Source organism: Enterobacter sp. EC_64, from assembly GCF_019584165.1.
Lineage (GTDB): Bacteria > Pseudomonadota > Gammaproteobacteria > Enterobacterales > Enterobacteriaceae > Enterobacter > Enterobacter roggenkampii.
Genome location: NZ_VDAS01000024.1, coordinates 37,855 through 58,332 on the forward strand (window position 1 = coordinate 37,855; position 20,478 = coordinate 58,332).

The 20,478-nt window shown below is 57.2% G+C and carries 21 protein-coding genes and 5 tRNA genes; 19 read left to right on the plus strand and 7 right to left on the minus strand.

Going from position 1 to position 20,478, the window contains the following annotated elements:
* Positions 1-90 precede the first annotated feature (90 nt).
* Positions 91-1,602, plus strand: a complete 1,512-nt coding sequence (gene norR, locus FHC52_RS17690) for a nitric oxide reductase transcriptional regulator NorR (RefSeq protein WP_021241947.1) — start codon at positions 91-93, stop codon at positions 1,600-1,602.
* Here norR and gutQ read toward each other — a convergent pair.
* The 7 genes from gutQ to srlA form a co-directional block, all read right to left on the minus strand.
* Positions 1,599-2,564, minus strand: coding sequence for an arabinose-5-phosphate isomerase GutQ (gutQ, locus tag FHC52_RS17695; protein WP_021241948.1), 966 nt, complete (start codon positions 2,562-2,564; stop codon positions 1,599-1,601). The two genes, norR and gutQ, sit on opposite strands and share 4 nt — an antisense overlap.
* A complete protein-coding gene (locus tag FHC52_RS17700) occupies positions 2,557-3,330 on the minus strand; it encodes a DNA-binding transcriptional repressor (protein ID WP_008499558.1) in 774 nt (257 codons plus the stop codon). Before FHC52_RS17700 ends, gutQ begins: the two co-directional genes overlap by 8 nt.
* 63 nt (positions 3,331-3,393) lie before the next feature.
* The gene (gutM, locus tag FHC52_RS17705) at positions 3,394-3,753 is read right to left on the minus strand and encodes a transcriptional regulator GutM (protein WP_126289095.1); all 360 of its coding nucleotides are present in this window, start codon (positions 3,751-3,753) and stop codon (positions 3,394-3,396) included.
* A 91-nt stretch (positions 3,754-3,844) separates the two neighbouring features.
* Positions 3,845-4,624 (minus strand): sorbitol-6-phosphate dehydrogenase, encoded by a 780-nt coding sequence (gene srlD / locus FHC52_RS17710; protein ID WP_008499555.1) that lies wholly within the window; start codon positions 4,622-4,624, stop codon positions 3,845-3,847.
* 14 nt (positions 4,625-4,638) lie between these two features.
* The gene (gene srlB / locus FHC52_RS17715) at positions 4,639-5,001 is read right to left on the minus strand and encodes a PTS glucitol/sorbitol transporter subunit IIA (RefSeq protein WP_008499554.1); all 363 of its coding nucleotides are present in this window, start codon (positions 4,999-5,001) and stop codon (positions 4,639-4,641) included.
* Between the two features lie 12 nt (positions 5,002-5,013).
* Positions 5,014-5,973 carry a PTS glucitol/sorbitol transporter subunit IIB gene (locus FHC52_RS17720; RefSeq protein ID WP_008499553.1) on the minus strand — a complete coding sequence of 320 codons (960 nt, stop codon included), beginning with the start codon at positions 5,971-5,973 and terminating at the stop codon, positions 5,014-5,016.
* Positions 5,970-6,533, minus strand: a complete 564-nt coding sequence (gene srlA, locus FHC52_RS17725; RefSeq protein WP_045354347.1) for a PTS glucitol/sorbitol transporter subunit IIC — start codon at positions 6,531-6,533, stop codon at positions 5,970-5,972. Before srlA ends, FHC52_RS17720 begins: the two co-directional genes overlap by 4 nt.
* Positions 6,534-6,784: 251 nt before the next feature.
* On the opposite strand from srlA, the gene mltB reads away from it, so the two are divergent.
* The 18 genes from mltB (at position 6,785) to luxS (ending at position 20,444) form a co-directional block, all read left to right on the plus strand.
* Positions 6,785-7,885, plus strand: coding sequence for a lytic murein transglycosylase B (gene mltB / locus FHC52_RS17730; protein ID WP_206513389.1), 1,101 nt, complete (start codon positions 6,785-6,787; stop codon positions 7,883-7,885).
* A 300-nt stretch (positions 7,886-8,185) separates the two neighbouring features.
* A complete protein-coding gene (locus tag FHC52_RS17735; protein WP_023344785.1) occupies positions 8,186-8,839 on the plus strand; it encodes a metal ABC transporter ATP-binding protein in 654 nt (217 codons plus the stop codon).
* Positions 8,836-9,696: a metal ABC transporter permease gene (locus tag FHC52_RS17740; RefSeq protein WP_021241951.1), complete on the plus strand. Its 861-nt coding sequence runs from the start codon at positions 8,836-8,838 to the stop codon at positions 9,694-9,696. The genes FHC52_RS17735 and FHC52_RS17740 overlap by 4 nt, the downstream gene beginning before the upstream one ends.
* A gap of 14 nt (positions 9,697-9,710) precedes the next feature.
* Entirely contained in the window at positions 9,711-10,595 is an 885-nt protein-coding gene (locus tag FHC52_RS17745; RefSeq protein ID WP_126289090.1) for a metal ABC transporter substrate-binding protein, read from the plus strand.
* A gap of 130 nt (positions 10,596-10,725) precedes the next feature.
* Entirely contained in the window at positions 10,726-11,223 is a 498-nt protein-coding gene (pncC, locus tag FHC52_RS17750) for a nicotinamide-nucleotide amidase (RefSeq protein ID WP_008499547.1), read from the plus strand.
* 89 nt (positions 11,224-11,312) lie between these two features.
* Positions 11,313-12,371 (plus strand): recombinase RecA, encoded by a 1,059-nt coding sequence (recA, locus tag FHC52_RS17755; protein WP_126289088.1) that lies wholly within the window; start codon positions 11,313-11,315, stop codon positions 12,369-12,371.
* Between the two features lie 68 nt (positions 12,372-12,439).
* The gene (gene recX, locus FHC52_RS17760; protein ID WP_032675391.1) at positions 12,440-12,940 is read left to right on the plus strand and encodes a recombination regulator RecX; all 501 of its coding nucleotides are present in this window, start codon (positions 12,440-12,442) and stop codon (positions 12,938-12,940) included.
* Between the two features lie 131 nt (positions 12,941-13,071).
* The gene (gene alaS / locus FHC52_RS17765) at positions 13,072-15,699 is read left to right on the plus strand and encodes an alanine--tRNA ligase (RefSeq protein WP_025912372.1); all 2,628 of its coding nucleotides are present in this window, start codon (positions 13,072-13,074) and stop codon (positions 15,697-15,699) included.
* Positions 15,700-15,940: 241 nt separating this feature from the next.
* The gene (csrA, locus tag FHC52_RS17770; protein WP_000906486.1) at positions 15,941-16,126 is read left to right on the plus strand and encodes a carbon storage regulator CsrA; all 186 of its coding nucleotides are present in this window, start codon (positions 15,941-15,943) and stop codon (positions 16,124-16,126) included.
* A 342-nt stretch (positions 16,127-16,468) separates the two neighbouring features.
* Positions 16,469-16,561: transfer RNA gene (locus FHC52_RS17775), tRNA-Ser, on the plus strand.
* 4 nt (positions 16,562-16,565) lie between these two features.
* Positions 16,566-16,642, plus strand: a tRNA-Arg gene (locus FHC52_RS17780).
* A 64-nt stretch (positions 16,643-16,706) separates the two neighbouring features.
* Positions 16,707-16,783 (plus strand) — tRNA-Arg (locus FHC52_RS17785).
* A 29-nt stretch (positions 16,784-16,812) separates the two neighbouring features.
* Positions 16,813-16,889 (plus strand) — tRNA-Arg (locus tag FHC52_RS17790).
* A 64-nt stretch (positions 16,890-16,953) separates the two neighbouring features.
* Positions 16,954-17,030: transfer RNA gene (locus tag FHC52_RS17795), tRNA-Arg, on the plus strand.
* A 125-nt stretch (positions 17,031-17,155) separates the two neighbouring features.
* Positions 17,156-17,722: a fructose-1-phosphate/6-phosphogluconate phosphatase gene (gene yqaB, locus FHC52_RS17800; protein ID WP_008499542.1), complete on the plus strand. Its 567-nt coding sequence runs from the start codon at positions 17,156-17,158 to the stop codon at positions 17,720-17,722.
* Entirely contained in the window at positions 17,719-18,147 is a 429-nt protein-coding gene (locus FHC52_RS17805; RefSeq protein WP_021241956.1) for a YqaA family protein, read from the plus strand. The genes yqaB and FHC52_RS17805 overlap by 4 nt, the downstream gene beginning before the upstream one ends.
* 83 nt (positions 18,148-18,230) lie before the next feature.
* Positions 18,231-19,775, plus strand: coding sequence for a glutamate--cysteine ligase (gene gshA / locus FHC52_RS17810; RefSeq protein ID WP_220420170.1), 1,545 nt, complete (start codon positions 18,231-18,233; stop codon positions 19,773-19,775).
* 153 nt (positions 19,776-19,928) lie between these two features.
* Positions 19,929-20,444, plus strand: a complete 516-nt coding sequence (gene luxS / locus FHC52_RS17815) for an S-ribosylhomocysteine lyase (protein ID WP_014833019.1) — start codon at positions 19,929-19,931, stop codon at positions 20,442-20,444.
* The last annotated feature ends 34 nt before the right edge of the window (positions 20,445-20,478 follow it).

Genomic DNA, 20,478 nt, shown 5'->3' on the forward strand with positions numbered 1-20,478 from the left:
TTTTGATGATCCGAAATGGGTAGTCATTATGACTATTAAAAACAGTGTCACTATGACAACATGCATTGTCAAAATGACAGCGAGGCAGAGATGAGCTTTTCCGTAGACGTGCTGGCGAAAATCGCCATTGAACTGCAAACCGGTATTGGTCATCAGGACCGCTTCCAGCGGCTGATCTCCACGCTGCGCCACGTGCTGGCGTGCGACGCCTCGGCGCTGCTGCGCTACGAAGGACGGCAGTTTATTCCGCTGGCCATCGACGGCCTGGCGAAGGACGTGCTCGGGCGGCGCTTTACCCTTGAAGGCCATCCGCGTCTGGAAACTATCGCCCGCGCGGGTGACGTGGTGCGCTTCCCGGCGGACAGCGATCTGCCCGACCCGTACGACGGGCTGATTCCAGGCCAGGAGAGCCTGAAGGTGCACGCCTGTATCGGCCTGCCGCTGTTTGCCGGGCAGAATCTGATTGGGGCGCTGACCCTCGACGGCCTGTCGCCGGACCAGTTCGATACCTTCAGCGATGAGGAGCTTCGCCTGATTGCCGCCCTGGCCGCCGGGGCGCTGAACAATGCGCTGCTGATTGAACAGCTGGAGAGTCAGAATATTTCTCCCGGCAGCCCGGCGGCGTTTGAGCAGGTGACGCACACGGAGATGATTGGCCTCTCGCCGGGCATGGCGCAGCTCAAAAAAGAGATTGAGATTGTTGCCGCCTCCGATTTGAATGTGCTGATCTTCGGGGAGACCGGCACCGGCAAGGAGCTGGTGGCGAAGTCGATTCACGAAGCGTCGCCGCGCGCGGTTAATCCGCTGGTGTACCTCAACTGCGCCGCGCTGCCGGAAAGCGTGGCGGAAAGCGAATTGTTTGGTCACGTCAAAGGGGCGTTTACCGGCGCCATCAGCAACCGCAGCGGCAAGTTCGAAATGGCCGATAACGGTACGCTGTTTCTGGATGAAATAGGCGAGCTTTCCCTGTCGCTACAGGCCAAACTTCTGCGCGTATTACAGTACGGCGATATCCAGCGCGTGGGGGATGACCGCAGCTTAAGAGTGGATGTGCGCGTGCTGGCGGCGACGAACCGCGACCTGCGTGAGGCGGTGCTGGCCGGGCAGTTCCGCGCCGACCTGTTCCACCGCCTGAGCGTGTTCCCGCTTACCGTGCCGCCGCTGCGCGAGCGCGGGGACGACGTGGTGCTGCTGGCGGGCTATTTCTGCGAGCAGTGCCGTCTCAGGATGGGGCTTTCCCGCGTGGTGTTAAGCCCGGGGGCGAGGGCGCATCTGCTGAGCTACGGCTGGCCGGGCAACGTGCGCGAGCTGGAGCACGCGATTCACCGCGCGGTGGTGCTGGCGCGAGCGACGCGTTCGGGTGATGAAGTGGTTATACATGCCCGGCATTTTGCGCAGCATGATGAAATTGCGTCTATTGCGCAGGCTGTACCAGAGAGAGCGAATGAAAATCTGCGTGACGCCACGGAGGCGTTTCAGCGTCAGATGATTACCCGCGCGCTGGAGCAGAATAACCGCAACTGGGCGGCGTGCGCCCGGGCGCTGGAGATGGACGTCGCCAACCTGCACCGGCTGGCGAAGCGTCTCGGGCTGAAGGGTTAGATAATCCCGGCCTGATAGAAATCCTGCAGGTTAATGGCACCGCACAGTCTGCCGGTGTCATCCACCACCGGTGCGGCGGTGATTTTGCGCTTCATCAGCACCTCTTTGGCTTCAATGGCGCGGCTCTCGGCGTTCAGCGTCAGCCCGCCCTGGGTCATGGCGTCCGACACGTCTGTTTCCAGCTTGCCGCCGCCAACCAGCCAGCGGCGCAGGTCGCCGTCGGTGAACACGCCTTTGACGTATCCGTCGTCATCGCACACCGCCACCAGCCCCAGACCGGTACGGCTCAGCTCCAGCATCGCGTCCATGACGCTGGTATTGAGCTTGACCTGCGGAATCGCATCTTCTGTGCGCATCAGGTGGTGGACCTTGTTGAGCAGGCGCGCCCCAAGCGCCCCCGCCGGATGCGAGCGGGCGAAATCTTCTTCGTTAAACCCGCGCGCCTGCATTACCGCCATCGCCAGCGCGTCGCCCATCATCAGGGTATTCACGGTGCTGGAGGTGGGGGCGAGGTGCATCGGACAGGCTTCACGCTCAACGGAAATATCCAGCGTTGCCTTGGCGGCCAGCGCCAGGGGCGAGCGGGATTTCCCGGTCATCGCCAGCAGGGCGACCGATTTTTCCTGCAGGCGTGGAATAATGAGATCCAGCTCTTTCGCCGAACCGGAGTAGGAGATAAACAGCATCACATCGCGGCTCTCAATCATTCCCAGATCGCCGTGCAGCGCTTCGGCAGGGTGCACGAAGAAGGCCGGGGTGCCGGTGCTGGCCAGCGTCGCGGCAATCTTTTTGCCGATGTGACCGGATTTACCGATGCCCGCCACGATCACTTTGCCTTCGCAGTGGATAATGGTGTTGGCCGCGCGGACAAAATCCTCGCCCAGACGTTCCGGCAGGCGGCTGGCTTCCTGCAGCTCCAGCATCAGCGTCTGGCGGCCCGTTTCTAACAGAAAATCACTCATCTCTCTCTCCGGTTACGATCACGTCGATGCCTTTCTCTTCCAGCGCTTTTTTGAACGCCGGGTCGATACCCGCGTCGGTAATCAGCTTGTCAACGCTTTCAAGGCTACAGACAATGTTGGGGCTTTTGCGGCCAAACTTCGACGAGTCTGCCATCAAAATCACTTCCCGCGCGGCGTTGCACATGGCTTTACTGACGCTGAACACCTCGTTAAACGTCGTGACGCCCGCGTTCAGGTCGATGCCGTCGGTACCCATAAACAGTTTATCGAAGCTGAAGTGGTCGAAGGCGTTCTCCGCCAGCTGCCCGTGGAACGACGCGGATTTTTTACGGAAGGTGCCGCCGGGCATCAGGATGGTCTGCTCGCAGTCGTTCTCCGACAGGGCGTTGACGATGTGCAGGCTGTTGGTCATCACCGTGATGTTGTTAAAGCGGCTGAGCAGGGGGATCATCTGCAGGACGGTACTGCCTGCATCCAGAATGATCGAGTCGCCATCGTGGATAAATTTAACGGCGGCTTCGGCAATCAGCGCTTTCTGGTGGGTATTGATCAGCGTTTTGTGGTCGATAGGCGGATCCGCTTCGTCTTTATTGAGCACCACGCCGCCGTAGGTTCGAATGACGGCGCCAGAGTTTTCGAGCAATACGAGGTCCTTGCGTATCGTCGTGCCGGTGGTGTCAAAGTAGTGGGCCAGATCCTCTACCGAGCATTTTCCCTGCTTTTGCAGATGCTCAAGAATGGCCGCCTGCCGCTGACGAGGTTTCATAGGCGCTTCGTTCCTTAGGTTGCGAAATGATAATTTCGCAAGTCTATATCTTTCACAACGAAATTATCCATGTTTCAGATTAAGCGCTAATGATAGTGCATTCTGACAAAGTGGATCATGGGGAAAGATCACATCGGGCTGCAATTCCTGCAGCGAAATGCCGTTGATTGCCTGGATTTTCACCGGACGGGCAAAGACGGTCATGCCGCGCATGATGAGGGAATCACAGACCTTGTTGTTTTCATCCAGCGCAACAGCGACGACGACCCGCGGCTTGAAGCGTCCACCGGAACGCCCGACGCCCACGCGGCCTTTCTGGCACAGGGCGTCAAACGCGCGGTTAAACTGATGGATTTGCCAGCCGCCAAACGCCATCTGGCAGATCCAGGCGAGGGCGGCGACGGTAATGAGTGCGGTGACCATATCGGCTCCTTAATTGCCGGGTGGCGGCTGCGCCTTACCCGGCCTACGGGGATTGTAGCCCCGGTAAGCGCAGCGCCACCGGGGAATGAACTCAGAACATCACCTGCCCACCGGTGACGTTAATCGACTGTCCGGTGCAGTACGAGGCTTTCGGGCTGGCGTAAAACAGCAGCATGTTCAGCACGTCCTGATAGTCGCACCCGCGCTTGAGCGGCACTTTATCGATGTAGTACTGCTCCACTTCTTCCGCTTTAATACCGAGCTTGGTGGCGTACTGCGGCAGCAGGGACTGGAACATCGGCGATTTCAGCAGGTTGCCCAGCATCAGCGAGTGCACGGTAATGCCGTACTCGGCCAGATCCAGCGCCAGAGACTGCGTCAGCCCCACGCCGCCAAACTTCGCCGCGCTGTAGCCGGAATTGTGCTTGCTGCCCACTTTCCCCGATTTTGAGTTGATCTGAATGATGCGCCCCTGAATGCCGTCGCGGATCATCAGACGGGAAAACTCGCGGGCGCAGAGGAAATAGCCCACCAGATTGACCTGCAGCGAGCGGTCAAAATCCCCCAGCTCGAAGTCGCTGATAAAGGCCGCTTTCGCAATGCCGGCGCTGTAAACCAGCAGGTCGGTACGCCCAAAAATGTCGTCCACGCCGCGCGCGAGCGCCATCACGCTCTGCTCGCTGGTGGCGTCGGCGCCAAACCCGTACGCCATTCCTTCACCAAACTCGGTGTTGATGGTGTCCGCCACGCGGGCGGCCTTTTCACTCTGAATATCCACTACCGCCACGCGGTAACCCTCAGCGGCAAGCCCACGGCAGAGGAACTCGCCTAAGGTTTGTCCCCCACCAATGACAACGGCAACCTGACTCATGTCTATCTCCTTAATTACGCAACAAATTTTAACGTGCAGCCTGGGGTAACGGCCTGCGGAACCGGGCCCGCTACGTGAACCGTGCCGGGATACTCCGCCTGCGGCTGACCGTCGAAACGCAGGGTGATGTGGCCCAGCTCGCGCAGGTTTTGTTCAGCGACGTCGCCGACGGCGGTCACGGCATAGCGCGCCTCGCCCAGCTCCAGCTGGCTCCCGGCCTTTAGCTCACCGTTCAGCTCGCCGTGGCAGTGGATGAAGCAAAACTCTTCGATATCCGCAGGCGCCCCTTCGCGAAAGGTGATCAGCATCTGGTCGCTCAGCGCATCCGCCGCGCTCTGGCCGATGCGGGTAATGGTGGTCTGGTAAATCACGGTCATGGCAGGAACCTCTTATTGATAAATAAAGCCGGAGACAAACCAGGCAATCAGCACCGTCGGCGCGCCCGTCAGGAAGCGGCTGACCAGCACGGACGGCACGCCCACGCGCACGGTGTCCTGGCGTGCTTCCGCCAGCGACAGCCCCACGGGGATAAAGTCGCACGCTGCCTGGGCGTTAATGGCAAACAGGGCGGGCAGGGCGAGGTGCGGGGGAATGTTCCCCAGACCAATCTGCACGCCAATCAGCACGCCGATAACCTGAGCAATCACCGCGCCCGGGCCGAGAAACGGCGACAGCAGCGGGAAGGAGCAGATCAGCGCCAGCGTTACCAGCCCGAGCGGGTGGCTGGCGAGCGGGGCGAGGCCGTGGGCAATCCAGTCGCCCAGGCCGGAGGCCATGATGATGCCGATCAGCGCCGAGACGAACGCCATAAACGGCAGAATGGTCTTCAGCACCGTGTCGATGGTGTCGCGCCCGGACTGGAACAGCACCGCCACGGCGGACCCCATCCCCATCCCGACCTTCGCCAGCAGGCCGTCGCTCTGCTCGGTAATTTTCTTGCTGGTGTCGTACTCGCGCGGGGCCGCTTTTTGCGGCGCAGACGTCCCCTTCACCAGGGTGATGTTGTCTTCCTTAACGCCTGAGACATAAATGTCTTCGAGGATGTACTGCGCCAGCGGGCCGGATTTCCCGGTGGAGTGAATATTTACCGTCGGAATGCGGCGCTTCGGATAGATGCCGCAGCGCAGCGTGCCGCCGCAGTCGATCACCGCCACGCCGATTTCCGCTTCCGGCGGTTCGCCTTCCTTGAAGCCGTCGACCGCTTCCCAGCCGGTCAGATCGCGCAACGTGTCGACGATCGCCGGGCGCGTGCCCGCGGTGATGTACACAATCTTTTTGCCTTCGGTGGCGTCGAACTCCAGCGGGCCACCCCAGCCGCCCGTGCCTTTCTCAATGCGGATCCGGTTCATGCTGTTGCTCCTGAAAGATGGACTTTCTGTTCAAGCTGGATGCCCATTTTTTTCTCGAAAATAGCGGTGGTGAGGTCGGTCACCCAGCCGCGGAAGAAGTTGGTCACCAGACCGACCAGCAGGTAGCTCACCGCCAGCGGGCCGAGCGGCAGGCCAAGCGTGGTAAGGCCGCTGGCGATCCCGAGATAGACAAACAGTTCGCCGGGGTTGATGTGCGGGAACAGGCCGTTCATGGAATGGCAGCTGTAGGAGGCGGCGGCGTAATAGCTCGGCTTGTACTTCTCTGGCATAAAGCGGCCGAGGCTTAAGGTCATCGGGTTGCAGAACACGAAGGTGCCGATAAAGGGCAGTATCAGGTAGCGGGACAGCGGGTTTCCGGCGCAGCGCTGGGCGAAGCGCTCAATGCGCTGCTGGCCGATAAAGTTAATCAGCGCGTTCATGATCACCAGCAGGCTGATCAGCAGGGGCAGGATCCCGGTCACCATGCCGGTGAACACGTCTCCGCCTTTCTGAAACAGCCCGATGAACCACTCGGCGCCGTGGGTGATGGTTTCTATCATTCTTCTCTCCTGTAGGGCGTTTGTTTTTGTCTATCTGTGGCTAATAATAATCACTTTGAAAGGTTTTAAAGTGTTAGTTAGATCTCACAATGAAAGAAAAATGGATTATTTTGAAAGATAATTGACGTGGTGAATGATTTTCGGGGGAAAAAAGCACGGATTTGCGTTGGGGAGGTGCGTACCGCTTCCTTGAGGTGTTGCGGATGCTTTACCATACTGGGTTCTTATCGAACCCGTTAAATGGATGTCTCATGTTCAAGCGTCGTTATGCAGCGCTGTTGCCTGCGCTTATTCTGCTGTCTGCCTGTAGTAGCAAACCTAAGACCGAAGCCGTTCAGCAAACGGCGGGCGCGCCTTCCGGAGGATTCCTGCTGGAGCCGCAGCACAATATGATGCAGATGGGCGGCGACTTCGCGAATAACCCGGCGGCCGAGCAGTTCATCGATAAAATGGTGAGCAAGCACGGCTTTGACAGACAGCAGCTGCACGAAATTTTGTCTCAGGCCAAGCGTCTGGACTACGTGCTGCGCCTGATGGACAGACAGGCGCCGACGGCCCAGGTGCCGAGCGGGCCAAACGGGGCGTGGCTGCGCTATCGCAAACAGTTCATTACCCCGGACAACGTGCAAAACGGCGTGGCGTTCTGGAATCAGCATGAAGATGCGCTTAACCGCGCGTGGCAGGTGTACGGCGTGCCGCCTGAAATCATCGTCGGGATTATCGGCGTGGAAACCCGCTGGGGCCGCGTGATGGGCAAAACCCGCATTCTGGATGCGCTGGCGACGCTCTCCTTTAACTACCCGCGCCGCGCGGAGTATTTCTCTTCCGAGCTGGAAACCTTCCTGCTGATGGCGCGCAACGAGCAGGACGATCCGCTCGATCTGAAAGGGTCGTTTGCCGGCGCGATGGGCTACGGCCAGTTTATGCCGTCGTCCTATAAACAGTATGCCGTCGACTTTAACGGAGATGGCCATATCAACTTGTGGGATCCGGTGGATGCCATCGGCAGCGTGGCGAACTACTTCAAAGCGCACGGCTGGGTGCCGGGTGGCCAGGTGGCGGTGCAGGCGAACGGCCAGGCGCCGGGGCTGGAAAACGGCTTCAAAACCAACTACAGCATTTCGCAGCTGTCCGCGGCAGGCCTAACGCCAACGCAGCCGCTGGGCAATGCACAGCAGGCGAGTCTGCTGCGTCTCGATGTCGGAACGGGCTATCAGTACTGGTACGGGCTGCCGAACTTCTACACCATCACCCGCTATAACCACAGCACCCACTATGCGATGGCCGTGTGGCAGCTGGGGCTGGCGGTATCGCAGGCCCGCGTGCCGGCGGCGTCACCGTTTAGTCAGTAAGTTACCCCGACGGGTAGGCCGGGTAAGGCAACGCCGCCACCCGGCATGGCTGCGCGCACGGTGCGGCCTGTTGCCCTCTCCCACGGGAGAGGGCGTTTTGCAGAAACATTTCGCCACACTCCCTTTTCAACCCTGCCATTTACATCCTAACCACCTTTCATTATTGTTATGTTATAACATTTAAATTGGTGCCGAGATGTCAACGTCCCTTTTCTCTCTTTCTGCGCCGGTTCGGCTTTTGCTGGCGCTGGTGCTTATCGTCTTTCTCGGCCTGGCCGTGCGCTGGGCGGTGGCATTGCCATGATCGTGATGAATGAACTGGTTGCGGGTTACGACCACCAGCCCGTCACGCGCGCGCTTTCGGGCGTCATTGAACGCGGCAGCATGACCGCCATTGTTGGGGCCAACGGCTGCGGCAAATCCACGCTGCTGAAAACGCTCGCCGGTTTTATCCCACCCGTAAGCGGCGGTTTTCGCTGGCAGGGGAAGCGCCCGGTGATTGGCTGGCTGGCACAGCGTCACGCGCTGGAGGCGCAGTTTCCGCTGACCGTGCGCGATGTCGTCAGCATGGGCTGCTGGCCGGGCATTTCGCTGCTTTCCGGGTTTCGTCGCGAAACGCGGTTGCGCATTGCCAGCGCGCTTGAGCGGGTCGGGCTGGCATCCATGGCGTTATCCACCATTGATGAGCTCTCCGGCGGTCAGTTCCAGCGCATGCTGTTTGCCCGCGTCCTGGTACAGCAGGCGCCGCTGGTGATGCTGGACGAGCCCTTTACCGGCATCGATGAAGCCACCTGTAACGTGCTGATGGATGTGATGCTGGAGATGTATATGCAGGGGCAAACGCTGCTCGCGGTACTGCACGACAGCGAGCGCGTGTCGCGCCACTTCCCGCAGACGTTGCGGCTGGATGCTGATGTGCCTCAGTGGAAAACCGAGCGGGTGAGGGTGGCATGATCTGGCACACATTCTTCCAGCCGTTCATCGAGTACGGCTTTATGCGCCGCGCGCTGGTGGTTTGCCTGGCGCTTTCTATCAGCACCACCGCGCTCGGCGTATTCCTCCAGCTGCGCCGGATGAGCCTGATGGGCGATGCCCTTTCTCACGCTATTTTGCCGGGCGTCGCCGTGGGATACCTGCTCAGCGGCCTGTCGCTGCTGGCAATGAGTATCGGCGGTTTTGTCGCGGGCATTACCGTGGCGCTGCTGGCCGGTCTGGTCAGCCGACGCACGCCGCTTAAGGAAGATGCCAGCTTTGCCGGGTTTTATCTTGGCTCACTGGCGCTGGGGGTCACGCTGGTATCGCTTCGTGGGTCGAATGTCGATCTGCTGCATCTGCTGTTTGGCTCCATCCTCGCCGTGGACAACGACGCCGCGCTGTTTGTCACGGGCGTGTGCATGTTCACTCTTATCGTGCTGGCAATGTTTTATCGCGGCCTGGTTACCGAAGCGTTTGACACCGCCTGGCTACAGGTGAACGCCCGCTGGCTGCCCGGCCTGCTGCACGGACTGTTTCTGGCGCTGCTGGTTCTTAACCTGGTGGCCGGTTTTCAGGTGCTCGGCACGCTGATGGCCGTCGGTCTGATGATGCTGCCAGCCGTGGCGGCACGCTGCTGGGTACGCACGCTACCGGCGTTACTCCTGATGGCGGGCATCAGCGGTATTGTCTGCGCATGGCTGGGGTTGAGCCTCTCCTGGGCGATGAGTCTCCCGGCTGGGCCATCCATTGTGCTCACCGCCAGCGCGCTGTTCTTTATTTCCATTTTATTGGGTACGCGAAGCAGGCTCGCTGGCAGTCTGCGGGCGTATTTTTAACGCAAGGGGAAACGATGAAACGTACAGGACTAGTAGTGGGAGTGGCGCTCGCGCTGGGGATGATGTCGCATGGCGTGATGGCGAAAACGCTGAATGTGGTCACCAGCTTCTCGATACTGGGGGACATCACCCAGGAGGTGGGCGGCGATCATGTGAAGGTGACGACGCTGGTGGGGCCGGACGGCGATCCGCATACCTTCGAACCGTCGCCGAAGGACAGCGCGGCGCTGAGCAAGGCCGATGTGGTGGTGGTGAACGGTCTGGGGCTGGAGGGCTGGCTTGACCGCCTGGTGAAAGCCTCCGGGTTCAAAGGGCAACTGGTCGTCGCCTCAACAGGCGTGAAAACGCACACGCTTGAGGAAGATGGAAAGACCGTGACCGATCCGCACGCGTGGAACAGCGCGGCGAACGGGGCGTTATATGCACAAAATATTCTTAACGGGCTGGTGAAAGCCGATCCGCAGGACAAAGCCGCGCTGGAAGCCTCCGGTAAACCCTATATCACGCAGCTCAACCAGCTGGATAGCTGGGCCAAAACGCGCTTTAGCCAGATCCCGCAGGCGAAGCGCAAGGTGCTGACCAGCCATGACGCCTTCGGCTATTTCAGCCGCGCTTATGGCGTAACCTTCATGGCACCTCAAGGACTCTCTTCAGAGAGCGAGGCCAGCGCGGCGCAGGTTGCTGAGATCATCAATCAGATCAAAGCCGACGGCGTAAAAACCTGGTTTATGGAAAACCAGCTCGATCCGCGTCTGGTGAAGCAGATTGCCTCAGCGACGGGCGCGCAGCCAGGGGGAGAACTTTATCCGGAGGCCTTGTCGGCAAAAGGCGGCGTGGCAGACACCTACGTCAAGGCGTTCCGCCACAATGTGAATACCCTCGCCGACAGCATGAAATAACCTCTTCCACAGCCGGTGCGTTTGCACCGGCTTTTTTCTGAAGCCCCCTCGTAAAACCTGAAGCGCATCCCCACATCTGACGAGAAAGTGCTATCTTGTGCAGCACGTTTTTCTGATGCCTGGAGCGAGAATGACTGACCATGAATTGATGCAGCTTAGCGAGATCGTTGGCCTGGCGCTTAAGCAGCGTGGGGCGACAATGACCACCGCGGAATCCTGCACCGGCGGCTGGGTGGCGAAAGTGATTACCGATATTGCCGGCAGTTCCGCCTGGTTTGAACGCGGTTTTGTGACCTACAGTAACGAAGCTAAGGCACAAATGATTGGCGTGCGTGAAGCTACGCTGGAACAGCATGGCGCGGTCAGTGAACCGGTGGTCATTGAAATGGCCATTGGCGCGCTCAAGGCGGCGCGGGCAGATTACGCGATTTCCATTAGCGGCATCGCGGGGCCGGACGGCGGCAGCGACGTGAAGCCTGTTGGCACCGTCTGGTTTGGGTTTGCCACGTCTAAAGGGGAAGGGATCACCCGTCGGGAGTGCTTCAGCGGCGATCGCGAAAGCGTGCGCCGTCAGGCAACGGAATATGCGTTAAAAACGCTCTGGCAACAATTTCTACAAAATACTTGATACTGTATGACCATACAGTATAATTGCACCAACAGAACAGAAATCCACGGTGAAGCACAGTCGCTTCTCCCGGCATGACAGGAGTAATAATGGCTATCGACGAAAACAAACAGAAAGCGTTGGCGGCAGCACTGGGCCAGATCGAAAAGCAATTCGGTAAAGGCTCCATCATGCGCCTGGGTGAAGACCGTACCATGGATGTGGAAACGATCTCCACCGGTTCGCTTTCTCTGGATATCGCGCTGGGCGCGGGCGGCCTGCCAATGGGCCGTATCGTAGAGATCTACGGGCCAGAATCCTCCGGTAAAACTACCCTGACGCTGCAGGTGATTGCTGCGGCACAGCGCGAAGGTAAAACCTGTGCGTTCATCGATGCCGAGCACGCGCTGGATCCTGTTTATGCGCGTAAGCTGGGCGTGGACATCGACAACCTGCTGTGTTCTCAGCCGGACACCGGTGAACAGGCCCTGGAAATTTGTGACGCGCTGGCGCGCTCCGGTGCAGTTGACGTTATCGTTGTTGACTCCGTTGCCGCACTGACGCCAAAAGCCGAAATCGAAGGTGAAATCGGCGACTCTCACATGGGCCTCGCGGCACGTATGATGAGCCAGGCGATGCGTAAGCTGGCCGGTAACCTGAAGCAGTCCAACACGCTGCTGATCTTCATCAACCAGATCCGTATGAAAATTGGTGTGATGTTCGGTAACCCGGAAACCACAACCGGTGGTAACGCCCTGAAATTCTACGCGTCTGTCCGTCTGGATATCCGCCGTATCGGTGCGGTGAAAGAGGGTGAAAACGTCGTCGGTAGCGAAACCCGCGTGAAGGTGGTGAAGAACAAAATCGCTGCACCGTTCAAACAGGCTGAGTTCCAGATCCTCTACGGTGAAGGGATCAACTTCTACGGTGAACTGGTTGACCTGGGCGTGAAAGAGAAGCTGATTGAAAAAGCGGGCGCCTGGTACAGCTACAACGGTGACAAGATTGGTCAGGGTAAAGCGAATGCTATCTCCTGGCTGAAAGAGAACCCGGCTGCGGCGAAAGAGATTGAGAAGAAGGTGCGCGAGCTTCTGCTGAACAACCAGGACTCCAAACCTGATTTCGTAGTCGATGCTGAGGATGCTGAAGAAACCAACGAAGACTTTTAAGTCTCTCGTGTAAAGATGAAGGGCTGCTGATGCGGCCCTTTTTGCATTTCTGATTCTACAGGTTTTTTATGAGTGAACCGACATCACGCCGACCCGCCTACGCGCGCTTGCTGGATCGTGCGGTGCGCATCCTGGCCGTGCGTGACCACAGTGAGCAGGAGCTGCGGCGGAAGCTGTCGGCTCCGGTGATGAGTAAAAACGGGCCGGAAGAGATTGATGCCACGGCGGAAGACTACGACCGCGTGGTGGCCTGGTGCTATGAGCATCATTACCTGGACGACGATCGCTTTGCTTCCCGCTTTCTCGCCAGCCGCGGCCGCAAGGGGTACGGCCCTGCGCGCATCCGGCAGGAGCTGAACCAGAAAGGGGTGGCCCGGGAGTCCATCGAAAAAGCGATGCGCGAATGCGATACGGACTGGTGCGAGCTGGCAAAAGAGCAGGCGATTCGCAAGTACGGCGAACCGCTGCCGCGTGATTTTTCAGAAAAAGTCAAAATCCAGCGCTTTTTGCTCTACCGCGGCTTTCTGATGGAAGATATTCAGGATATCTGGCGTAATTTTGCCGATTGAACGCATGCGGGATTTTACTTCCCACTAAAGAAAACTTATCTTATTCCCACTTTTTCCAGTAGCTGGTCTGTCCAACGGTTTACCGATACAGGCTGGCTACGACATTTCGTTAGCTTGATTTCAGGATAATTATGAGCAAGAGCACCGCTGAGATCCGTCAGGCGTTTCTCGATTTTTTCCATAGTAAGGGACACCAGGTTGTTGCCAGCAGCTCCCTGGTACCGAACAACGATCCGACTCTGCTGTTTACCAACGCCGGGATGAACCAGTTCAAGGATGTGTTCCTTGGTCTCGACAAGCGTAATTATTCCCGCGCCACAACCTCACAGCGTTGCGTGCGTGCGGGCGGTAAACACAACGACCTGGAAAACGTCGGTTACACCGCGCGTCACCACACCTTCTTCGAAATGCTGGGTAACTTCAGCTTCGGCGACTACTTCAAACACGATGCCATTCAATACGCGTGGGAACTGCTGACCGGTGAAAACTGGTTCAACCTGCCGAAAGAGCGTCTGTGGGTTACCGTCTATGAAACCGATGACGAAGCCTACGAAATCTGGGAAAAAGAGGTCGGTATCCCGCGCGAGCGTATTATTCGCATCGGTGATAACAAAGGCGCGCCATACGCGTCTGACAACTTCTGGCAGATGGGTGACACCGGTCCTTGCGGTCCGTGCACCGAGATCTTCTACGATCACGGCGACCACATCTGGGGTGGCCCTCCAGGCAGCCCGGAAGAAGACGGCGATCGCTACATTGAGATCTGGAACATCGTCTTCATGCAGTTCAACCGTCAGGCCGACGGTACCATGGAGCCGCTGCCGAAGCCGTCCGTTGATACCGGTATGGGTCTGGAGCGTATTGCCGCGGTACTGCAGCACGTTAACTCCAACTATGAGATTGACTTGTTCAGCACCCTGATCAAAGCCGTTGCGGAAGTGACCGGCGCGACCGACCTGAATAATAAATCGCTGCGCGTTATCGCAGACCACATTCGTTCCTGCGCGTTCCTGATTGCTGACGGCGTTATCCCGTCGAATGAAAACCGTGGCTACGTGCTGCGTCGTATCATTCGTCGTGCTATTCGTCACGGCAACATGCTGGGCGCGAAGGACACCTTCTTCTATAAACTCGTTGGGCCACTGATTGGCGTGATGGGGTCAGCCGGTGACGAGCTGAAACGCCAGCAGGCGCAGGTTGAGCAGGTTCTGAAAACCGAAGAAGAGCAGTTTGCCCGTACGCTGGAGCGCGGTCTGGCGCTGCTGGACGAAGAGCTGGCGAAGCTTAAGGGCGACACGCTGGATGGCGAAACTGCTTTCCGCCTGTACGACACCTACGGCTTCCCGGTTGACCTGACGGCGGACGTTTGCCGCGAGCGTAACATCAAAGTTGACGAAGCGGGCTTCGAAGCCGCGATGGAAGAGCAGCGCCGTCGTGCGCGCGAGTCCAGCGGTTTCGGTGCAGACTACAACGCGATGATCCGCGTTGACAGCGCGTCTGAATTCAAAGGCTATGAGGCGCTGGAACTGACCGGCAAAGTGACCGCTCTGTTTGTTGACGGTAAAGCCGTGGACAGCATCAGCGCAGGTCAGGAAGCCGTAGTCATTCTGGACAAAACGCCGTTCTACGCCGAATCCGGCGGCCAGGTTGGCGATAAAGGCGAGCTGAAAGGCAATGGCTTTAGCTTCAGCGTGACCGACACCCAGAAATACGGTCAGGCGATTGGCCACCAGGGCAAACTGGTTTCCGGTTCTCTGAAAGTGGGCGAGGGCGTCCAGGCTAACGTTGATGAAGCTCGCCGCGCGCGCATTCGTCTGAACCACTCGGCAACCCACCTGATGCACGCTGCCCTGCGCGACGTGCTCGGTACCCACGTTGCACAGAAAGGTTCTCTGGTTAACGATAAAGTGCTGCGCTTCGACTTCTCGCATTTTGAAGCGATGAAGCCGTCTGAAATCCGCGCGGTGGAAGATCTGGTGAACGCGCAGATCCGTCGTAACCTGCCAATCGAGACCCACATCATGGATCTCGAAGACGCGAAGAAAAAAGGTGCGATGGCGCTGTTTGGCGAGAAATACGACGAACGTGTTCGCGTGCTGAGCATGGGCGACTTCTCTACCGAACTGTGCGGCGGTACACACGCCTCGCGCACCGGTGACATCGGCCTGTTCCGCATCGTTTCCGAGTCGGGAACGGCGGCAGGCGTGCGTCGTATTGAAGCGGTGACCGGTGAAGGCGCGATTGCCAGCCTGCATGCGCAGAGCGATCAGCTGCACGACATCGCGCAGCTGCTGAAAGGCGATAGCCAGAACCTGGGCGAGAAAGTGCGCGTTGCGCTGGAACGCACGCGTCAGCTGGAAAAAGAGCTGCAGCAGCTGAAAGAGCAGGCTGCGGCGCAGGAGAGTGCAAACCTCTCCAGCAAGGCTGTAGACATTAAGGGCGTCAAACTGCTGGTCAGCGATCTGGCGGGCGTTGAGCCTAAGATGCTGCGTACTATGGTCGACGATCTCAAGAACCAGCTTGGTTCTACCGTTATCGTGCTGGCGACAGTGGCAGAAGGTAAGGTTTCTCTGATTGCGGGCGTCTCTAAGGATGTGACTGACCGCGTAAAAGCAGGGGAACTGATTGGTATGGTCGCTCAGCAGGTGGGCGGCAAAGGTGGCGGTCGTCCGGACATGGCGCAAGCCGGTGGTACGGATGCGGCGGCACTTCCTGCGGCATTAGCCAGCGTTGAAAGCTGGGTAAGCGCGAAACTGTAATAACTACAAAGCACAAGCAGGCGCCATAGCGGTAACGTTATGGCGTCTTGTTCACTGTGCTATCGATAACGATAAAGTCAGGTTGAGTTTGTGTATATCGGCTAAACTTACGTTTAACAGAATGTGATGCCGTGACTGCTTACACTTTACGTGTTTGTCATCGCTTACTTTTTGGCGTTATATGATGGATAATGCCGGGATACAAGAGACCCGACTCTTTTAATCTTTCAAGGAGCAAAGAATGCTGATTCTGACTCGTCGAGTTGGTGAGACCCTCATGATTGGGGATGAGGTCACCGTGACAGTTTTAGGGGTAAAGGGTAACCAGGTACGTATTGGTGTTAACGCTCCTAAAGAAGTATCTGTCCACCGTGAAGAGATCTACCAGCGTATCCAGGCTGAAAAATCCCAGCAGTCCAGTTACTGATATTGTCGCGTCTCGCTGTCGGGCGAGACGCAACCCTCCCGCTATTTTTCCTGCTCAAAGTTACCGTTTAATTTCAATCGCTCTCTTTTTGACCACTCCGTTACCCTTATCTCGTCCCAACACTGTACTTTCCGCATCAGTTTTCTGTGAAGATGCCTGCAAAATCCGCTTATAAAACACCCTCTTTGCGGCTTTTACATGCGAATTGCGTGTGATTTGTGCAAACGATAAAAGCTTTTGGAAAATTGTTTGACTTATAAGTCCCAGAAAGTAATATATGCGCCACGCAGCGACGAGAAGCTCTTAACGAGTTGCTCGAAGCACTCGAAAGAGGCGTTGTGTGGTGAGGTGGCCGAGAGGCTGAAGGCGCTCCCCTGCTAAGGGAGTATGCGGTCAAAAGCTGCATCCGGGGTTCGAATCCCCGCCTCACCGCCATTTTGCATCCGTAGCTCAGCTGGATAGAGTACTCGGCTACGAACCGAGCGGTCGGAGGTTCGAATCCTCCCGGATGCACCATCTATTACTTCATATTGCTTTAGAAGTGATATGAATATCGAGCAGTACAGTAGTAAATCCCGATGCATCCGTAGCTCAGCTGGATAGAGTACTCGGCTACGAACCGAGCGGTCGGAGGTTCGAATCCTCCCGGATGCACCATTTACTATTTCTGAAAGCAGTACCCTGATGCATCCGTAGCTCAGCTGGATAGAGTACTCGGCTACGAACCGAGCGGTCGGAGGTTCGAATCCTCCCGGATGCACCATCTATTAATTCATATTGCTTTAGAAGTGATATGAATATCGAGCAGTACAGTAGTAAATCCCGATGCATCCGTAGCTCAGCTGGATAGAGTACTCGGCTACGAACCGAGCGGTCGGAGGTTCGAATCCTCCCGGATGCACCATCTCTTCTGCCTTTCCCTTCGATGTTTAGTTCTTAATCACTCTCGTTGTTATCATTTCGCAATCAGCGACAAAAACCACCATTTACGATAAAGTAATGCTTTGTTAATCGGTTAGCGAGAGCACGATGTACGCACAGTATGACGGTTTGATCTTCGATATGGATGGTACCCTCCTGGACACCGAACCCACGCATCGTCAAGCCTGGACCGACGTCCTGGGCCGCTACGGCATGCGTTTCGACCTTCAGGCGATGATCGCCCTCAACGGCTCCCCCACCTGGCGTATTGCGCAGGCCGTGATTGAACTGAATCAGGCCGATCTCGACCCGCACCTGCTCGCGCGCGAAAAAACCGATGCGGTAAAAGCCATGCTTTTAGATACGGTACGTCCGTTACCACTGATTGATGTGGTAAAAGAGTGGCACGGGCGTCGCCCGATGTCGGTGGGGACGGGCAGCGAAAGCGCGATTGCAGAAGCCTTGCTCAATCATCTTGGCCTGCGCCACTATTTTTCTGCCGTGGTCGCCGCCGATCATGTTAAACGTCACAAGCCCGCACCGGACACCTTCCTGCTTTGCGCAGAATTAATGGGCGTCCCGGCGGCAAAGTGTGTCGTGTTTGAAGATGCCGATTTCGGGATCCAGGCCGCGCGTGATGCCGGAATGGATGCGGTGGATGTACGCTTACTGTGAGTGACGCGCTGTCACTTGCCTCATTATTCGCCAGCAGTTTTCTCAGCGCCACGCTGTTACCAGGCAATTCGGAAGTGGTGCTGGTGGCGATGCTGTTGTCCGGCGTGAGTCAGCCCTGGCTGCTTGTAGTAATAGCAACAATGGGTAATAGCCTTGGAGGGCTGACTAACGTTATTCTTGGGCGTTTCTTTCCGCTGCGTGAAAAATCGCGCTGGCAGGAAAAGGCAGTCGGCTGGCTAAAACGCTATGGCGCTGCCACGCTGTTATTAAGCTGGATGCCTGTAATAGGCGATTTACTGTGTCTGCTGGCGGGATGGATGCGCATCTCCTGGGGACCGGTGCTCTTTTTTTTGTGCCTTGGCAAGGCGTTGCGCTATGTTCTCGTGGCGTGGGCAACACTACAGGGTATGACGTGGTGGCACTAATTGGTGGAATGAGTACGCGACCTTCAATCGTCAACCATTACAATTATGCTGAGTAACATTACTTTGACAGGCGGGAGGTCAATTTGATCCCGGACGTATCTCAGGCGCTGGCCTGGCTGGAAAACCACCCTCAGGCATTGAAGGGTATTCAGCGTGGTCTTGAGCGTGAAACGCTGCGCGTTAACGCGGACGGCAGTTTAGCGACGACAGGTCACCCGAAGGCGTTAGGCTCGGCGCTGACACATAAATGGATCACAACCGATTTCGCTGAAGCGCTGCTGGAGTTCATCACCCCAGTAGAGGGTGATATTGATCATATGCTGACGATTATGCGCGATATCCATCGCTACACCGCGCGCAATCTCGGCGATGAGCGTATGTGGCCCCTCAGCATGCCGTGCTATATCGAGCAGGGGCAGGAGATTGAGCTGGCACAGTACGGCACGTCAAATATCGGCAGGCTGAAAACGCTCTACCGTGAGGGGCTGAAGAACCGCTACGGCGCGTTGATGCAGACCATCTCTGGCGTGCACTACAACTTCTCGCTGCCAATGGCGTTCTGGCAGGCGAAATGCGGTGAAACGGATAAAGACGCCATCTCAGCAGGCTACTTCCGCCTGATCCGCAACTACTACCGTTTCGGCTGGGTGATCCCGTATCTGTTCGGCGCGTCGCCGGCTATTTGCTCATCCTTCCTGCAGGGAAAACCGGCGACGCTGCCGTTCGAGAAGACCGACTGCGGAATGTACTATCTTCCGTACGCCACCTCTCTGCGTCTGAGCGATCTCGGCTATACCAATAAATCGCAAAGCAATCTCGGTATTACGTTTAACGAATTGCACGAATATGTGGCAGGATTGAAGCGGGCGATCAAAACCCCGTCGGAAGAGTACGAAAAAATCGGCCTCGAAAAAGACGGTAAGCGCCTGCAGATCAACAGCAATGTCCTGCAGATTGAAAACGAGCTGTATGCGCCAATTCGTCCTAAGCGCGTGACGCGCAGCGGCGAAACCCCGTCGGATGCGCTGCAGCGCGGCGGGATCGAATACATTGAAGTGCGCTCGCTGGATATCAACCCGTTCTCACCGATTGGCGTTGATGAACAGCAGATTCGCTTCCTGGATCTGTTTATGGTCTGGTGCGTGCTGGCGGATGCGCCGGAAATGAGTTCAGACGAACTGCTCTGCACCCGTACAAACTGGAACCGCGTGATTCTGGAAGGGCGTAAACCGGGCCTGACGCTGGGTATTGGCTGCGAAACGGCACAGTTCCCGCTGACGAAAGTCGGCAAAGATCTGTTCCGTGACCTGAAGCGTGTTGCCCGGACGATGGACAGCATCGACGGCGGCGACGCGTATCAACAGATTTGCGACCAGCTGGTGGCGTGCTTTGATAACCCGGAACTGACGTTCTCAGCGCGCATTCTGCATTCTATGATTGATCAGGGCATTGGTGGTACGGGGCGCTCACTCTCGGCGGAGTACCGTGAAATGCTGATCCAGGAGCCGTTAGAAATCCTGAGCGAATCAGATTTTGTCGCGGAACGCGAAGCGTCCGTTGTGCGTCAGAAAGAGGTTGAAGCGGCGGATACCGAGTCGTTTGAGGCGTTTCTGGCGAAGCAGGCTTAAGCAGAAAAGAAAAAGGCCACATCGCTGTGGCCAAAATATACATCTCTGAATTCAGGGATGATGATAACAAATGCGCGTCTTTCATATACTCAGACGCGCATTCTGTAGAAGAGTTCAGTTTATTTTAAAAAAAATCACTATCGGAGGTGACGTATGCCGTTATTAGATAGCTTTACTGTCGACCATACCCGTATGGAAGCACCTGCAGTCCGCGTGGCGAAGACCATGCACACCCCGCACGGCGACACGATCACCGTCTTCGATCTGCGTTTCTGCGTGCCAAACAAAGAAGTGATGCCGGAGAAAGGCATTCATACGCTGGAACACCTGTTCGCTGGTTTCATGCGTGACCACCTGAACGGCAACGGCGTTGAGATCATCGATATCTCTCCGATGGGCTGCCGTACCGGTTTCTACATGAGCCTGATTGGTCAGCCTGAAGAGAAACGTGTGGCAGATGCCTGGAAAGCGGCCATGCAGGACGTGCTGAAGGTGAAAGAGCAGAACCAGATCCCTGAGCTGAACGTTTACCAGTGCGGCACCTACCAGATGCACTCTCTGGAAGAAGCGCAGGAGATCGCGCGCCACATCATCGAACGCGACGTTCGCGTGAACAGCAACGAAGAGCTGGCCCTGCCGAAAGAAAAACTGCAGGAACTGCACATCTAGTATTGTGCCTGTGGATGCCCGGTGGCGCTTCGCT

Coding starts and splice junctions, on each gene's coding strand:
- norR (WP_021241947.1), top strand. CDS start 91: ATGAGCTTTTCCGTAGACGTGCTGGCGAAAATCGCCATTGAACTGCAA.
- gutQ (WP_021241948.1), bottom strand. CDS start 2,564: ATGAGTGATTTTCTGTTAGAAACGGGCCGCCAGACGCTGATGCTGGAG.
- FHC52_RS17700 (WP_008499558.1), bottom strand. CDS start 3,330: ATGAAACCTCGTCAGCGGCAGGCGGCCATTCTTGAGCATCTGCAAAAG.
- gutM (WP_126289095.1), bottom strand. CDS start 3,753: ATGGTCACCGCACTCATTACCGTCGCCGCCCTCGCCTGGATCTGCCAG.
- srlD (WP_008499555.1), bottom strand. CDS start 4,624: ATGAGTCAGGTTGCCGTTGTCATTGGTGGGGGACAAACCTTAGGCGAG.
- srlB (WP_008499554.1), bottom strand. CDS start 5,001: ATGACCGTGATTTACCAGACCACCATTACCCGCATCGGCCAGAGCGCG.
- FHC52_RS17720 (WP_008499553.1), bottom strand. CDS start 5,973: ATGAACCGGATCCGCATTGAGAAAGGCACGGGCGGCTGGGGTGGCCCG.
- srlA (WP_045354347.1), bottom strand. CDS start 6,533: ATGATAGAAACCATCACCCACGGCGCCGAGTGGTTCATCGGGCTGTTT.
- mltB (WP_206513389.1), top strand. CDS start 6,785: ATGTTCAAGCGTCGTTATGCAGCGCTGTTGCCTGCGCTTATTCTGCTG.
- FHC52_RS17735 (WP_023344785.1), top strand. CDS start 8,186: ATGATCGTGATGAATGAACTGGTTGCGGGTTACGACCACCAGCCCGTC.
- FHC52_RS17740 (WP_021241951.1), top strand. CDS start 8,836: ATGATCTGGCACACATTCTTCCAGCCGTTCATCGAGTACGGCTTTATG.
- FHC52_RS17745 (WP_126289090.1), top strand. CDS start 9,711: ATGAAACGTACAGGACTAGTAGTGGGAGTGGCGCTCGCGCTGGGGATG.
- pncC (WP_008499547.1), top strand. CDS start 10,726: ATGACTGACCATGAATTGATGCAGCTTAGCGAGATCGTTGGCCTGGCG.
- recA (WP_126289088.1), top strand. CDS start 11,313: ATGGCTATCGACGAAAACAAACAGAAAGCGTTGGCGGCAGCACTGGGC.
- recX (WP_032675391.1), top strand. CDS start 12,440: ATGAGTGAACCGACATCACGCCGACCCGCCTACGCGCGCTTGCTGGAT.
- alaS (WP_025912372.1), top strand. CDS start 13,072: ATGAGCAAGAGCACCGCTGAGATCCGTCAGGCGTTTCTCGATTTTTTC.
- csrA (WP_000906486.1), top strand. CDS start 15,941: ATGCTGATTCTGACTCGTCGAGTTGGTGAGACCCTCATGATTGGGGAT.
- yqaB (WP_008499542.1), top strand. CDS start 17,156: ATGTACGCACAGTATGACGGTTTGATCTTCGATATGGATGGTACCCTC.
- luxS (WP_014833019.1), top strand. CDS start 19,929: ATGCCGTTATTAGATAGCTTTACTGTCGACCATACCCGTATGGAAGCA.